The 12746-nt window shown below is 72.4% G+C and carries 11 protein-coding genes; 3 read left to right on the top strand and 8 right to left on the bottom strand.

Going from position 1 to position 12746, the window contains the following annotated elements; genetic code table 11:
- Positions 1 to 5 precede the first annotated feature (5 nt).
- The 4 genes from AC3EO4_RS11675 to AC3EO4_RS11660 form a co-directional block, all read right to left on the bottom strand.
- Positions 6 to 764, bottom strand: coding sequence for an ATP-binding cassette domain-containing protein (locus AC3EO4_RS11675; protein WP_379568371.1), 759 nt, complete (start codon positions 762 to 764; stop codon positions 6 to 8).
- Positions 761 to 1789 carry an ABC transporter permease gene (locus AC3EO4_RS11670; protein WP_379568373.1) on the bottom strand — a complete coding sequence of 343 codons (1029 nt, stop codon included), beginning with the start codon at positions 1787 to 1789 and terminating at the stop codon, positions 761 to 763. The genes AC3EO4_RS11675 and AC3EO4_RS11670 overlap by 4 nt, the downstream gene beginning before the upstream one ends.
- Positions 1786 to 2784 (bottom strand): sugar ABC transporter substrate-binding protein, encoded by a 999-nt coding sequence (locus AC3EO4_RS11665; RefSeq protein WP_431895314.1) that lies wholly within the window; start codon positions 2782 to 2784, stop codon positions 1786 to 1788. The genes AC3EO4_RS11670 and AC3EO4_RS11665 overlap by 4 nt, the downstream gene beginning before the upstream one ends.
- A gap of 377 nt (positions 2785 to 3161) precedes the next feature.
- Positions 3162 to 4355, bottom strand: a complete 1194-nt coding sequence (locus AC3EO4_RS11660; protein ID WP_431895313.1) for an epoxide hydrolase family protein — start codon at positions 4353 to 4355, stop codon at positions 3162 to 3164.
- A 136-nt stretch (positions 4356 to 4491) separates the two neighbouring features.
- On the opposite strand from AC3EO4_RS11660, the gene AC3EO4_RS11655 reads away from it, so the two are divergent.
- Together AC3EO4_RS11655 and AC3EO4_RS11650 are read left to right on the top strand one after the other, a co-directional pair.
- Positions 4492 to 7164 carry a DUF7824 domain-containing protein gene (locus AC3EO4_RS11655; protein WP_431895311.1) on the top strand — a complete coding sequence of 891 codons (2673 nt, stop codon included), beginning with the start codon at positions 4492 to 4494 and terminating at the stop codon, positions 7162 to 7164.
- A 47-nt stretch (positions 7165 to 7211) separates the two neighbouring features.
- Positions 7212 to 7850 (top strand): TetR/AcrR family transcriptional regulator, encoded by a 639-nt coding sequence (locus AC3EO4_RS11650; protein WP_379568381.1) that lies wholly within the window; start codon positions 7212 to 7214, stop codon positions 7848 to 7850.
- Positions 7851 to 7917: 67 nt separating this feature from the next.
- Here AC3EO4_RS11650 and AC3EO4_RS11645 read toward each other — a convergent pair whose 3' ends face one another.
- Entirely contained in the window at positions 7918 to 8718 is an 801-nt protein-coding gene (locus AC3EO4_RS11645) for an HpcH/HpaI aldolase/citrate lyase family protein (RefSeq protein WP_431895308.1), read from the bottom strand.
- Positions 8715 to 9902: a CaiB/BaiF CoA transferase family protein gene (locus AC3EO4_RS11640; protein ID WP_379568385.1), complete on the bottom strand. Its 1188-nt coding sequence runs from the start codon at positions 9900 to 9902 to the stop codon at positions 8715 to 8717. The genes AC3EO4_RS11645 and AC3EO4_RS11640 overlap by 4 nt, the downstream gene beginning before the upstream one ends.
- Before the next feature lie 20 nt (positions 9903 to 9922).
- Between AC3EO4_RS11640 and AC3EO4_RS11635 the strand changes: the two genes are divergently transcribed.
- Positions 9923 to 10558 carry a GntR family transcriptional regulator gene (locus AC3EO4_RS11635; protein ID WP_431895306.1) on the top strand — a complete coding sequence of 212 codons (636 nt, stop codon included), beginning with the start codon at positions 9923 to 9925 and terminating at the stop codon, positions 10556 to 10558.
- Positions 10559 to 10601: 43 nt separating this feature from the next.
- Here the strand turns inward: AC3EO4_RS11635 and AC3EO4_RS11630 are convergent, their stop codons facing one another.
- Positions 10602 to 11366: an inositol monophosphatase family protein gene (locus AC3EO4_RS11630; protein WP_379568389.1), complete on the bottom strand. Its 765-nt coding sequence runs from the start codon at positions 11364 to 11366 to the stop codon at positions 10602 to 10604.
- 3 nt (positions 11367 to 11369) lie between these two features.
- A complete protein-coding gene (locus AC3EO4_RS11625) occupies positions 11370 to 12683 on the bottom strand; it encodes a PucR family transcriptional regulator (protein ID WP_431895303.1) in 1314 nt (437 codons plus the stop codon).
- Positions 12684 to 12746: the final 63 nt, after the last annotated feature.

Raw genomic sequence — 12746 nt, 5'->3', positions numbered from 1 at the left:
GTCTGTCACTCCCGGGTGAGCTCGTGCTCCAACTGCTCCAGCTCCGCCCCTCCCGCCATGAGCGCGGTGAGCTCCTGCCGGGAGATGTCGGCCTTGCCGTACTCGCCGAGGCTGGTGCCCCTGTTGAGCAGCAGGAACCGGTCGCCGACCGGGTAGGCGTGATGGGGGTTGTGGGTGATGAACACCACGCCGAGACCCCGGTCACGGGCCCTGGCGATGTAGCGCAGCACCACCCCCGCCTGCTTGACGCCGAGGGCGGAGGTGGGCTCGTCGAGGATGAGCACCCTGGCGCCGAAGTGGACGGCCCTGGCGATGGCCACCGACTGGCGCTCGCCGCCCGACAGGGTGCCGACCGGCTGGTCGACATCGCGGATGTCGATGCCCATCGCGCGCAGTTCGTCCCTGGCGACGCGCCTGGCCGTGGCCACGTCGAACCTGCCCAGCGACTTGACCGGTTCGGAGCCGAGGAAGAAGTTCCGCCACACCGACATCAGCGGGATCATCGCCAGGTCCTGGTAGACGGTGGCGATACCCCTGTCGAGGGCGTCGCGCGGGCTGGTGAGCCGCGTCTCCTGGCCGTCGACGAGGAGCGACCCCGAGTCGTGCTGGTGGACGCCCGAAAGGATCTTGATGAGCGTGGACTTGCCCGCGCCGTTGTCGCCGAGCACGCACGTGACCTGCCCCGCCGTCACGCTCATCGACACCTCTCGCAGCGCCAGCACGCTGCCGAAGGACTTGCCGATGCCCTGGGTCTGAAGGATCAATGTTTCACCTCTTCGGCGTAGCGGCGGACCATGCGGTTGGCGAGGGTGGCCAGCAGCAGCATCGCCCCGAGGAAGAACATGAACCAGTCGGCGTCCCAGCCGAGGAAGACGATGCCCTTGTCGGCCATGCCGAAGATGACCGCGCCGATGGAGGCGCCGATCGCCGAGCCGTACCCGCCGGTGAGCAGGCAGCCGCCGATGACGGCGGCGATGATGTAGATGAACTCCTGGCCGATGCCCGCGTTGGCCTGCACCGAGGTGAAGCGCAGCGCCATGATCGAGCCGACCAGCCACGCCGCGAACGCGGTCGTCATGAACAGTGCGATCTTGGTGCGGGCGGCGGGGACGCCGACCGCGCGGGCGGCCTGCTCGTTGCCGCCCACCGCGAAGATCCAGTTGCCCGCGCGCGAGCGCATCAGCACCCAGGTGGCCACAGCCGTGACCAGGATCCACCAGATGATCGCCACTCTGAACCCGCTGTCGCCGATCGTGCCGCCGAACACCACCCGCGCCGACTCGAAGCCGGGAGCCTTGCGCAGCCCCGACACCTGCACGGTGCCGGTGATCATCTTGGTGACGCCGAGGTTGATGCCCTGCAGCATCAGGAACGTGCCGAGCGTGACGATGAAGCTGGGCAACCTGGTCCTGGTCACGATGAGCCCGTTGGCGAAGCCGACGGCCAGCGCGACCACCAGGCCCACCAGCATCGCCGACCACACGTTGAGCCCGAAGCGGGTGGACAGCGTGACCAGCACCAGCCCCGTGGTGCCGGTCAGCACGCCCGCCGACAGGTCGAACTCGCCGCCGATCATGAGCAGCGCGATCGCCACCGCCATGATGCCGAGCGTGGCGGCGGGGTCGAGCCAGTTGGCGATGCCGCTGACCGAGCGGAACACCGCCGACTGGCTCGCGAAGAAGACGAAGACCGCGATCGCGCCGACCACCGCGCCGAGCTCCGGCCTGACGAGCAGGCGGCGCATCCGGCCGACATCGCCCAGTCGCTCGTCGGCGGCGAGTGAACTCATCTGGTGCCGCTCTCGGCCAGCTTGGCGACCTGCTCGGCGTTGTCCTTGGTGACGAACCCCGGTCCGGTGTTGACGGGCAGCCCGCCGCCGACGGTGTTGAGGTTGGTCTTGTACAGGTACAGGAACGTGATCGGCAGGTAGCCCTGCAGGTACTGCTGCTGGTCGACGGCGAACAGGATCTCGCCGTCCTTGATGGCCGTCACCACGTCGCCTGACAGGTCGAAGGTGGCCAGCTTGGCCTGCGAGCCCGCGTCCTTCAGCGCGTCGCGCGCCGCGACGGCCACGCCGGGGTTCAGGGCGAGCACGCCGTTGATCGACTGGTCGGCCTGGACGCGCGCGGTGACCTTGGAGCTGACGTCGGCCTGGTTGCTGCCGTCGACCTGCAGCCGCTCCACCGACCCGCCGAGCGTCGCCTCGGCGCCCTTGCACCGCTGGTCGAGGCCGACGTTACCGGCCTCGTGGATCACGCACAGCAGCTTGGTGACGCCCGCCGCCTTCAACTGCTCGCCTGCGCCGCGTCCCGCGACGTCCTCCGACTGGCCGACGTGGGTGAGCGCGCCGAACTCCTTGGAGCGGTCGAGCCCCGAGTTGATGGTGATCACCGGGATCTTGGCGGCGACGGCCTTGCCGATCGACTCCTTCAGCGCGTCGGGGTTGGCCATGGAGACCACGATCCCGTCGACCTTCTGCGAGACCGCCTGGTCGATGAGCTGCGACTGCTTGCCCGCGTCGCCGTCGCCCTGATAGGTGACGGTGGCGCCGTACTGCTTGCCCGCGGCCTCCGCGCCGTTCTTGACCACGTCCCAGAACGCGTCACCGGGTGCGGCGTGAGTGATGACGGCGAAGTTCCCTCCGCCTGTGGGTGCGGGCGCGCTGGGCGGCGCGGCGCTCGCCGGTGCGGGTGCGGTGGCCGCGGCCTCCTGGCCGCCGCCTGCCGAGCATCCTGTGAGGGTCAACGCCCCCAGCAGGGCCAGCACGATCGGAGTTCGGTTCATGCGACACCTCCATGACCATCGGCTCGTTGTCGATGTAACCGCCGCATTACCCCCTGCGTCAACAGTTTGTCGTGACATTAGGACTTATAGATGTTCTTGTTACCACCGTCGGCCGCGACCGATCGGATCGCATGTGCCACAAATGCCCATTGACCGCACAGAAATGCGCGGGCCGGCCACCTGAAGCGGGGCGCCTCGCGTCCTCGTGGCCCCCGTCGTTCTCCCGCCCCTGACCTGCCGCGCACTGGCGCGCGTGGACGGGAGCCACCCGCCCACCACGGCCGCCCGACGCAGGCTTCGTCGACGTCCTCCACCGCCGCTCTTCGCGCGCGGTGGAGGGCGAGGGTCGGACAAGGGCGACGGGCGGCTCCGAAGGGTCAGCGCAGGGAGCGGCAGAAGGTCCGGATGTCGTCGGCGAGGAGGCCGGGGACCTCCATCGCGGGGAAGTGGCCGCCCGTGCCGTACTCCGACCAGTGCGTGATCGTGCCCCGCGGGTCCATGAGGCTGCGGATCGTGGTGTCGGCGGCGAAGACGGCGACACCGGTCGGCGGGCCGGCCTGCTCCTGCTGCCACTGCTCGGCCGCGCCCGACTCCTGGTGCGCGGCGAACGCCCTCCAGGCCTGCATGCCTTCGTACACGGCGTGCGCGGAGGACGCCCCCGACCCGGTGAACCAGTAGATGCTGATCGCGGTGAGCAACTGGTCCCTGTCGACCGCCTCGTCGGGAAGCGCGGCGGCCGGGTCGGTCCACTCGTGGAACTTCTCGGTGATCCAGGCGAGCTGCCCGACCGGCGAGTCGTTCAGCGAGTAGGCCAGGGTCTGCGGTCGGGTCGACTGCAGCGTCAGGTAGCCGAGGCCCTCGCTGCGGAAGGTGTTGAACCGCTCGGCGCGGGCCCGGTCGGCAGGTGGCAGGCCGTCGAGCTCGAGGGCGGGCCCGAACGGGGTCGAGGCGGCGGTTCCGGTGAGATGGACGCCGACCACGCGCCCCGGATCGGCCATCGGCAGCATCCCCGCGACTCCCGAGCCGACGTCGGTGCCCTGTGCCGCGTACCGCTCGTAGCCGAGGCGGCTCATCAGCTCGGCCCAGGCCTGCGCGACGCCGAACAGGCTGAAGCCCGCCTCGCCCATCGGGTTGGAGAAGCCGTAGCCGGGCAGCGACGGCACGACGACGTGGAAGGCGTCGGCGGGATCGCCGCCGTGGGCGCGCGGATCGGTCAGCGGACCGAAGAGTTTGACGAACTCGACAGGCGAGCTGGGCCAGCCGTGCGTGAGGATCAGCGGCAGCGCGTCCGGCTCGGGCGACCGCACGTGGAAGAAGTGGATCGTCTGCCCGCCGATCTCCGTGGTGAACTGCGGGATCTCGTTCAGCGCCGCTTCCTGCGCTCGCCAGTCGAACCCGGTGGCCCAGTACGTGGCGAGCCGCTTGAGGTAGTCGAGCGGGACGCCGCGGCTCCAGTCGTCGACCGGTGGACGGACCGGCCAGCGGGTGCCGGCCAGTCGCGCTCGGAGGTCGTCGAGGTCGGCCTGCGGAATCTCGATGCGGAAGGGACGGATCTCGCCGGTGTTCGTCATGCCCCCAACGCTAGACGGGATTGCGGAAAGATTCTTTCCGCAATTGGCGCCGACGGTGCGGCGAGGAAGGAGCGGGCATCCGGCACCCGCGCCGGCCTGCTCAGGATTGTCGGCGGGCTGTCCTATGGTCCCGATCATGATGAACGCCTGGGATGAGGTCCGCGCGGCGATCGACGCCGAGGACGGCGACGCCGTCGCCACGCTGGTGGCGGGGTTCGACACGGAGCAGCGCCGCCAGGTGGCGCGCGAGCTGCCCGGCTTCCTGCCGATCGCGCGCCAGGCCGGACAGGACAGGGACCGGGAGCGGGACCAGGAGCGCCAGGCCCGGTGGGCCGAGCTCCACGACCGTGCGGAGAGGATGGGCCGTTCGGTCTATTCCCTGGACGAGGCGCAGAACGTTCTCGGCACCGTGAGGGTCCGCGGTCGCTGGATCGAGCCCATGCGCGTCGCGGGGGCGGGCGTCATCTCGGGCGCCGCGGCCGCCGCCACCTGGCTCAACAGGCGCGACTTCGAGCGCGACTGGGAGCCGCCCGAGGCCGACGACGTCGCGCTGGTCGTCAGGGCCGTGGCGACCAGGCCGGCGGCCTGGCAGCAGGAGTTCGCGGTACGGCTGTCGCTGCGGCTGCGCGACACGCGTCCTCTGGCCGACCGGCGGGTCAGGCTGGCCCTGGAGCTGCTGCGCCGTACGGGTGCCGAGCCGCCGAAGCACGACCCGCTCACTCTCGCCTGGATCGCCGCGACCAGCACCGAGGACCTGGCAGGAGACCCGCTGCTGGACGCGATGGTGCCGAGGCTGTTCGAGGCCGAAGGCGTGGGCAGGCTCCTGCGCGACGACCGCGCATGGCCCGCCGCCCTCGTCACGCTGGCCGGCGAAGGCCGGATCGGCCGCGAGGCGCTGCTGGGCGGCTGCCGTACCCGGTTCCTGTGCGGTGGTCAGGCCGCCGACCAGCGATTCTTCGTACGCCTGCACGACATGCTCGAACCGGCCGCCGAGGAGGTCGCTCCGCACGCCGACGACTACCTGGCCTTATTGCCCTCCGCCCCGGCGAACGTCGGCGAGCTGGCGTTGAGACAGGTACGCCGGCTGGGCCCGATGCCGCCCGCGCGAGCGGGCGAGGCGGTCGAGGGGCTGCTGTTCCGCGCCGAGGGCAAGCTGGTGCGGGCCGGACTCGCCTGGCTCGACCGGCTCATGAAGGATCCAGCGGGCGACCTGGACGCCTACGCGCCCGCGCTGGCCGCCGCGATGCTGTGCGCGTCGGGCGAGGCCCGGGAGCGCGCGGTGAAGCTGGCGGTCAGGCACGCGGCACGGTTCGGCCCGCTGGGCGCAGAGACGATCAGGGACGCCGTCGCGCTGCTGCCCGCCCGCCAGGGCGCGGAGCTGGCTGCGGTCTTCGGCGGTGCGGCGGCGGCCGGGCCCGAGGCGGTGCGGTTCGTTCCGTCGCAGCTCGGGAGCGTGCCCGAGCCGCCGCGGATGCCGCCGCCGGTGCGCGACCCCGGCACGCTGGCCCGGCTCAGACTCTCCGAGTTCGACTGGTTGAGCTCCGAGCTCTGGCTGGACGGTTTCGTCCGGCTGGCGGACCACCGTCGAGCCGGGCAGGAGCGAGCCCGGCTGGTCACCGCGCTGGCTCCGCTCGCCGCGGGCTGCGGGGACGACAGGTACAGATGGCGGCCGTGGTGGCACACGGCCGACTGGGCGGCGGCGATGGCCAGGGAACTGGCCGAGCCCGGCGCGGAGCGCAGCGCCGGCGTGGGCGGCCGTGCGACCGTCGCGGAGCGGGTTCCTGCCATGGCGCACGGTCCCGCGGAGAAGATCATGCCCCTCGCCCGGTACGCCGAGGTGTACCAGGCGCAGGTGGAGGGCCGGCTGCCGCCGTACCTGCTGAGCACTCCGACGCGCCTCAACGGCCTGCTCGACCCGGACGTGCTGGTGGAGCGACTGGAAGGCTACGAGCGTGACGGCGTGGAGGCCCTGCCGCTGGACCTGCGGCAGGCGCTGCTGCGGCTCGGCCGTACCGTCACCGAGGAGGTCGCCTCGCGGGCGGCGGGCCTGACGGGGACGGCGGGGCGCAAGGTCGCCCGCTGGCTCACCGACCGGCCCGCCGAGCCGCGGGTCGTGCTGCGCTGGACGACCCACCAGGGCGACACCCGCATCACCTCCGAGTTCGTCTCGGGGGCCGAGTACCAGGAGGTGCTGGGCGACCTCCTCATCCCGCGCTTCCACGACGAGTCGTGCGAACGGCTGCTCGCCGTTCTCGCCGGGCACAGGGATCTGGCCGCCGCCAGAGCGGCCTGGACGCTGAGATCGTACTGGCCGCTGAACAAGCCCTCGCTCCAGGATCTCGACCTGCTGGTCACCGCAGACGGGCCGGCCGGGCCCGGCCTGGCGCTGCTGCTGGCCCACCATCTGATGGAGGGGCCCGACGGCGGGGCCGTACCGCCGCTGCTGCGCCTGGCCGCCACCGGGGCCCTTCCAGGCGAGGAGCTCGGCAGGCAACTGGCCGACCTGCTCAGGCGGAGCGAGAGCGGCCCGGCCGACGCGGTCGCCGCCCTCAGGACGGCCGCCGAACAGGGCGCGCACCGCGAGGTGTGGCAGGTGATGAGGGGCCTGCTGCCCGCCTGCCTGCCGGGCCCGGGCGAGCGGGCCACGACCGCGCACACCCGGCTGATGACCTTCGCGGCCGAGGTGGCCTCGTGGGCGGACGCCCGTGGCGAACTGGCGGTGGTCGCGGAGTTCGCGGGCCGGACGCGCGGCAGCGAGCTCGTCCGGCAGGCCCGCTTCCTGCACGAGCGTCTCACCGGCACGAGCTGAGACGTCAATACAGAACGGAATTGTATGTTCCGTTATATGCTGGGGACATGACAGCTGCACCCTTGAGCGGCCGCCGCGCCCAGGCCGCACGCAACGACGAACTGATCCTCGAGGCGGCCAGAGCCGTCTTCACCGCCGACCCCGGCGCCCCGATCTCGGCCGTGGCCGAGCGCGCGGGCGTCGGGATCAGCGCGCTCTACCGGCGCTACGGCAGCAAGGAGGCGCTGCTGCAGAAGCTCTGCGGCGACGGGCTCAAGCTGTACATCGCCGCCTGCGAGAAGTCGCTGGCCATGGACGGCGACCCGTGGGAGGCGTTCGCGACGTACATGGTCGAGATCGTCGAGGCCGACAGCAGCTCGCTGACCATCGCGCTGGCCGGCACCTTCCATCCCACCGAGGAGCTCTACCGCGACTCGACCCGCGCCGCGGAGCTGGCCGTCGAGGTCCACCGCCGGGCGATCGAGGCGGAGGTGCTGCGGCCGGACATCACCGTGGCGGACATCTCGCTGCTGTTCGAGCAGCTCGCCTCGATCAAGCTGGGCGACGAGCCGCGCACGGTGGAGCTGCGTCACCGCTACCTCGCGCTGATGCTCGACTCCATGCGGATGCCGCCCGCCCACCGCCCGCTGCCAGGCCCGCCCCCTTCGGAGGCGGAGCTGGAGCAGCGCTGGGCTCCCCCCTCCTGAACACGGCGGCGGGTGCCCGCAGCGAGCCGACCGGCCGCCGGCGCGCTACCGCGAGCGCCGAATGCGCTCAGGGCGCGAGCCGATCGGCGAGGGCCAGGGTACGGCGTGCGCGGGCGAGCACCGGCGCGTCCACGAACCTGCCGTCGGGCAGCGCCACCGCGCCCACGTCACCGGCCCGCTCGGCGGCCTCGGCGATCTCCCTGGCCCTGGCCACCTCCTCGGGCGTGGGTGTGAACGCCTCGCGGATCACCGGCAGCTGCCTGGGATGGATGGCCGCCCTTCCGAACAGCCCGAGCCCCCTGCCCCGCCTGGTGGAGGCCAGCAGCCCTGCCTCGTCGCCGATGCCGGCGTACACCGACATCGGCACGGGCGGCAGCCCCGCGGCGGCCGCGGCCAGCACCACCTGCAGCCGCAGGTGGTCGAGGGCCGCCTCGTCGGTGATGGACAGCTCGGCCGTCAGGTCCTGCTCCCCCAGCGCCACCCCGGCCACCCTGGGATGGGCGGCGATGGCGGCCGCGTTCACCACCCCCGCCGCCGATTCCAGCAGCGCGTGGATCGGCACGTCGAGGTCCACCAGGTCCAGCGTCGCGACCGACTCGACCTTGGGCACCCGCAGCGCGGCCGGCGGCGAGCCGGCCAGCGCCCGCAGGTCGCGGCGGCCCGCCTCCGTGGTGGGGTCGTTGACGCGCACGTGCACGGCGGCCCGTCCCGCGCCCAGGTAGTCGACGACGTTCCGCCTGGCCTCGTCCTTGCGGGCCGGCGCGACCGCGTCCTCCAGATCGACGATGACCACGTCGGCGCCCGACGCCACGGCCTTGTCGAACCGCTCGGGCCTGTCTCCGGGCACGTACAGCCAGGTCAGTGTCATGCGACCACCCCGTTCCCGCGCAGTTCGTCGATCTCCTCCTGCGTGTAGGCGAGCTCGCCGAGCACCTCGTCGGTGTCGCTGCCGAGGCTGCGGCCCGTCCAGCGCACCTCGCCGGGGGTCTCCGACAGCCGGAACAGCACGTTCTGGACGGTGATCGGGCCGAGTTCCTCGTCGGGCAGCTCGACGAAGGTGTCCAGCGCCGCGTACTGCGGGTCCTCGGCGATGTCGCGCACGTCGTAGATCGGGGCGATCGCGGCCTGCGCCTCCTCGAAACGGGCGACGACCTCCTTGGCGTCGCGTTCGGCGATCCAGGCGCCGACCGCCTCGTCCAGCTCCTCGACGTGCTCGACCCGGCCCGCCCCGCTGGCGAACCACGGCTGGGCGACCAGGTCGGCCCGTCCCACGAGGGTGACCACGCGCTCGGCGATGGTCTGCGCGCTGGTGGAGACGGCCAGCCAGCGGCCGTCCCTGGTGCGGTAGGTGTTGCGCGGCGCGTTGCTGCTGGAGCGGTTGCCCGTGCGCCGGGGGACCACGCCGAGCGCCTTGTAGGCGGTCATCTGCGGGCCGAGCAGCCCCAGGATCGGCTCGATGATCGCCATGTCGACGACCTGGCCGCGCCCCGTCCGCTCGCGGGCGTGCAGGGCGACCATCACGGCGTAGGACATGGCCAGGCCCGCGATGCCGTCGGCGAGTGCGAGCGGGGGCAGTGTCGGCGGCCCGTCGGGCTGGCCGGTCATCGCGGCGAACCCGCTCATCGCCTCGGCCAGCGTGCCGAACCCCGGCTGTGCCGCCATCGGCCCGAACTGCCCGAACCCCGTCATCCGCGCCACGATCAGGCGCGGGTTGAGCTCCATGAGGTCTTCGGGCGCCAGCCCCCAGCGTTCGAGTGTGCCGGGGCGGAAGTTCTCCACCAGCACGTCGGAACGGCGTACGAGGCGGCGCAGGATCTCCTGCCCCTCCCGCCTCGACAGGTCCACGGCCGCGGCGCGCTTGTTGCGCGACAGCGACTTCCACCACAGGCCGACGCCGTCCTTGGCCGCGCCGTGCCCTCGGGAGGGGTCGCCGCGGCGCGGATGCTCGATCTTGATGACGTCGGCGCCGAAGTCGCCCAGCATCATCGCGGCGGAGGGCCCCGCGAACAGCGTCGCGGCGTCGATCACCCGGATATCGGCAAGACTGCTCATAATCCTATATCTTATAAGTTATGCGACCGCCGTTGAGCAAAGCGGACTACGTCTACGAGGCGCTGCTGGAGGAGATCCGCACCGGGCAGATTCCCGGCGGCACCCCCCTGCGCGCCGCCGCCGTCGCCACCAGGCTCGGCGTGTCGGTCACTCCCGTCCGTGAGGCACTGCGCCGCCTGGAGAAGGACCGGCTGATCAGCTACGAGGCGCATCACGGGGCGACCGTGGTCGACCTCGGCGACGAGGCGCTGGAGGAGTTCTACGGGGTGCGAGCCGTCGTCGAGGGCCTGGGCGCGCGGCTGGCGGCCGCCCGCATCGGCGCGGCGGAGCTCGACGGGCTCAGGCGGCTGCACGAGTCGATGGTGGCGGACGCGGCGCAGGGAAGGCACGACCTGTTGGGCGGCAAGTCAGAGGAGTTCCACCTGCGGATCGCCGACATCGGCGGCCCCGCCTTCCTCGGCCGGCAGGCCAGAGCGGTCAGGGCCAGCTTCCCCGTCCCGGCTGGGGCGTCGCTGTGGCTGGACGTCGAGCTGGCAGGACGGCAACTCGACGCGCACGAACGGATCCTGCGGGCGCTGGAGACCGGCGACGGCGAGACGGCGGAACAGATCATGATCGAGCACGTCCGGGCAGGCGCCGCCCACCGCAGGGGCTGACCCCTGGATCCGGGGCCGCACCCGCCGGAGGCTCAGGGACCGGTCAGCGGGCCACGTCGGCCAGGGCCGAGGCGGCCAGGTCGAAGCCGCCCACATGGGCCAGGTAGTCGCCGGGGACCAGCGGATCGCCGAGATAGACGCCGCCCGCCTGCCGTACCAGCAGCGCGCCGGCGGCCACGTCCCACGGGTGCGACAGCCGCCCGTAGGCCACGTCCGCCCAGCCGCCCGAGACGTGCGCCAGTTTGAGCGCCGCGCTGCCCAAGCGTCTCACCGCGGCGAAGGAGCCGATCACCCTGGCATAGCGGTCCAGCGCCGCCTGCCCGTGCTGGTCCAGGTCACGGGGGGTGGGATAGCTGCTCAGCAGCATCGCCTCACGGTCGCGCGCGGCGCCCCTGGAGCGCAGCGGGGTCCCGTTGCACCAGGCGCCCTCGGTGGAGGCGGTGAACTCGTCCTCCCGCACCGGGTCGTAGACGACGCCTGCGACCAGCTCACCGTCCACCGCCGCGGCGATCGACACGCAGAAGAACGGGATGCCTGCGGCGAAGTTGGCGGTGCCGTCGATCGGGTCGACGTACCAGGTCACCTCGCCGGATCCGGTGGTGCCGCCCTCCTCCCCCACGATCACGCTTTCGGGGCGGTGCGAGAGGATCACCTCGCGGATCGTCTCCTCGGCGGCGCGATCGTGCTCGGTCACCGGGTCGTGGAAGTCACGCTTGGTGTCGACGGGCGGGCGGGAGCGGAACGCCTTGCGCAGCGGCCCTCCCACCGCTCTTGCGGCTTCCGAGGCGATGTCCAGTAGTTCCGTCATGTCTCATATCCTTGCCGCTCTGCACGCCAACTGCAGCGCCAGGCGCTGTTGGGGGTCGTCCAGGTCGGCCTGCAGGAGCGTCTCGATGCGCTTGATGTTCCTGCTCACGGCATTGCGGTGCATGCGCACCTCCTCGGCGGCCTTCGCAGGCGAGCCGTGATGGTCGAGATATGCCCGCAGGATGTCCAGCAGCAAACCCGCCCTCTTCTGTCGCAGTATCGGCTGCAGCAGTTCCCGCACCGCCTGCTGGGCGGCGTCGGAGGAGTACCACTCCTCCAGCATGCGGTCCAGGCCCGCCAGGTCGTAGGTGGCCAGCGCGGTGGAGCCGCGGCGCAGCGCCGTACGGGCCTCCGACGCCGAGGTGCGCAGCCCGAGCACGCCCTGGTGGGCGGTGCTGACGCCGCAGCGCAGCTCGACGCCGGCCGGCCGTACCCGCTCGAGGAGCCGCGCGGCGTCGGCGACGGCCGCGCGCAGGCCCGCCCGTCCCTGGTCGCGGGGCGAGGTGCGGACCACGATCAGCGCTCCGTCGGCCATCGCGACGCTCCACTCGGGCCCCACCAGCTCCCGCACCACCCTGCCCGCCCGCGCCGCGACGGTGTCCAGCAGCGCGTACGGCTCGGGCCCCTCCACGCGCAGCACCACGTGCCAGCCGTCGACGGGCAGGCCGAGCGTCCTCGCTCGGGGTGCGAGCTCCTGCGCCTGCTTCTCAGGGGCGATCAGCAGCTCGGTCAGCACCTGCGCGCGCGAGCGGGCGGGCGCCTCGTCCGTGGGACCCGCCGCGGCCGCGAGCTCGGCCAGCCGCAGCACGATCCTGGTCGCCCGCCCGAGATGGTCGTCCCTGTCGGGCGCGGAGAAGTCGGCGCCCACCTCGACGCCGAGCGCGGACCCCGCCTCCTGGGCCATCCGCGAGGGCACGCCGCCGGCGCCGAGCACGCCGCGCACCGCCTTCTCGGCCCTGACCAGCGCGTCCGAGGCGTCCCCCGCGATCGCCCCATTGATCGCCACCACGAGTTCGGCCAGATCGCCGTCCGCCGCGAGCAGCGCGACCCCGGCGCGTTCGGCCAGCGCGGCGGCGCCGCGCCCCACCTCGGCCTCCGCCGTCAGCACCAGCGCCGCCGCCTCCGCGGCGCCCGCGTCCCGCAGCGCCACCTCCAGGCGGTAACCGGCGGCCTCGAGGGAGGCGGCCGCGGTCAGCACCAGCACCGAGCCGCGCGACTGTGACACGACCCGCCGCAGGTCCTCCACCAGCCGCACCCCGGTCGCGGGGCGCGGCGTCAGCGGGCCCGCCAGATGCCGCAGGTCATCCACCCAGTACATCCATGAAGTGTGCCACGGGCACACTGATCCCCCAAAGAGGGTCTCTCGGCACATCAACACTGA

The sequence above is a fragment of the Nonomuraea sp. bgisy101 genome (genome assembly GCF_057708945.1).
Note: the sequence above shows the minus strand (reverse complement) of the source record. Positions and strands in the feature narration are given on the sequence as shown.

Excerpts from the sequence above, each read along its gene's own strand:
- AC3EO4_RS11670 (WP_379568373.1), bottom strand. The coding sequence starts at position 1,789 with ATGAGTTCACTCGCCGCCGACGAGCGACTGGGCGATGTCGGCCGGATG.
- AC3EO4_RS11665 (WP_431895314.1), bottom strand. The coding sequence starts at position 2,784 with ATGAACCGAACTCCGATCGTGCTGGCCCTGCTGGGGGCGTTGACCCTC.
- AC3EO4_RS11660 (WP_431895313.1), bottom strand. The coding sequence starts at position 4,355 with ATGACGAACACCGGCGAGATCCGTCCCTTCCGCATCGAGATTCCGCAG.
- AC3EO4_RS11655 (WP_431895311.1), top strand. The coding sequence starts at position 4,492 with ATGATGAACGCCTGGGATGAGGTCCGCGCGGCGATCGACGCCGAGGAC.
- AC3EO4_RS11650 (WP_379568381.1), top strand. The coding sequence starts at position 7,212 with ATGACAGCTGCACCCTTGAGCGGCCGCCGCGCCCAGGCCGCACGCAAC.
- AC3EO4_RS11645 (WP_431895308.1), bottom strand. The coding sequence starts at position 8,718 with ATGACACTGACCTGGCTGTACGTGCCCGGAGACAGGCCCGAGCGGTTC.
- AC3EO4_RS11640 (WP_379568385.1), bottom strand. The coding sequence starts at position 9,902 with ATGAGCAGTCTTGCCGATATCCGGGTGATCGACGCCGCGACGCTGTTC.
- AC3EO4_RS11635 (WP_431895306.1), top strand. The coding sequence starts at position 9,923 with ATGCGACCGCCGTTGAGCAAAGCGGACTACGTCTACGAGGCGCTGCTG.
- AC3EO4_RS11630 (WP_379568389.1), bottom strand. The coding sequence starts at position 11,366 with ATGACGGAACTACTGGACATCGCCTCGGAAGCCGCAAGAGCGGTGGGA.
- AC3EO4_RS11625 (WP_431895303.1), bottom strand. The coding sequence starts at position 12,683 with ATGTACTGGGTGGATGACCTGCGGCATCTGGCGGGCCCGCTGACGCCG.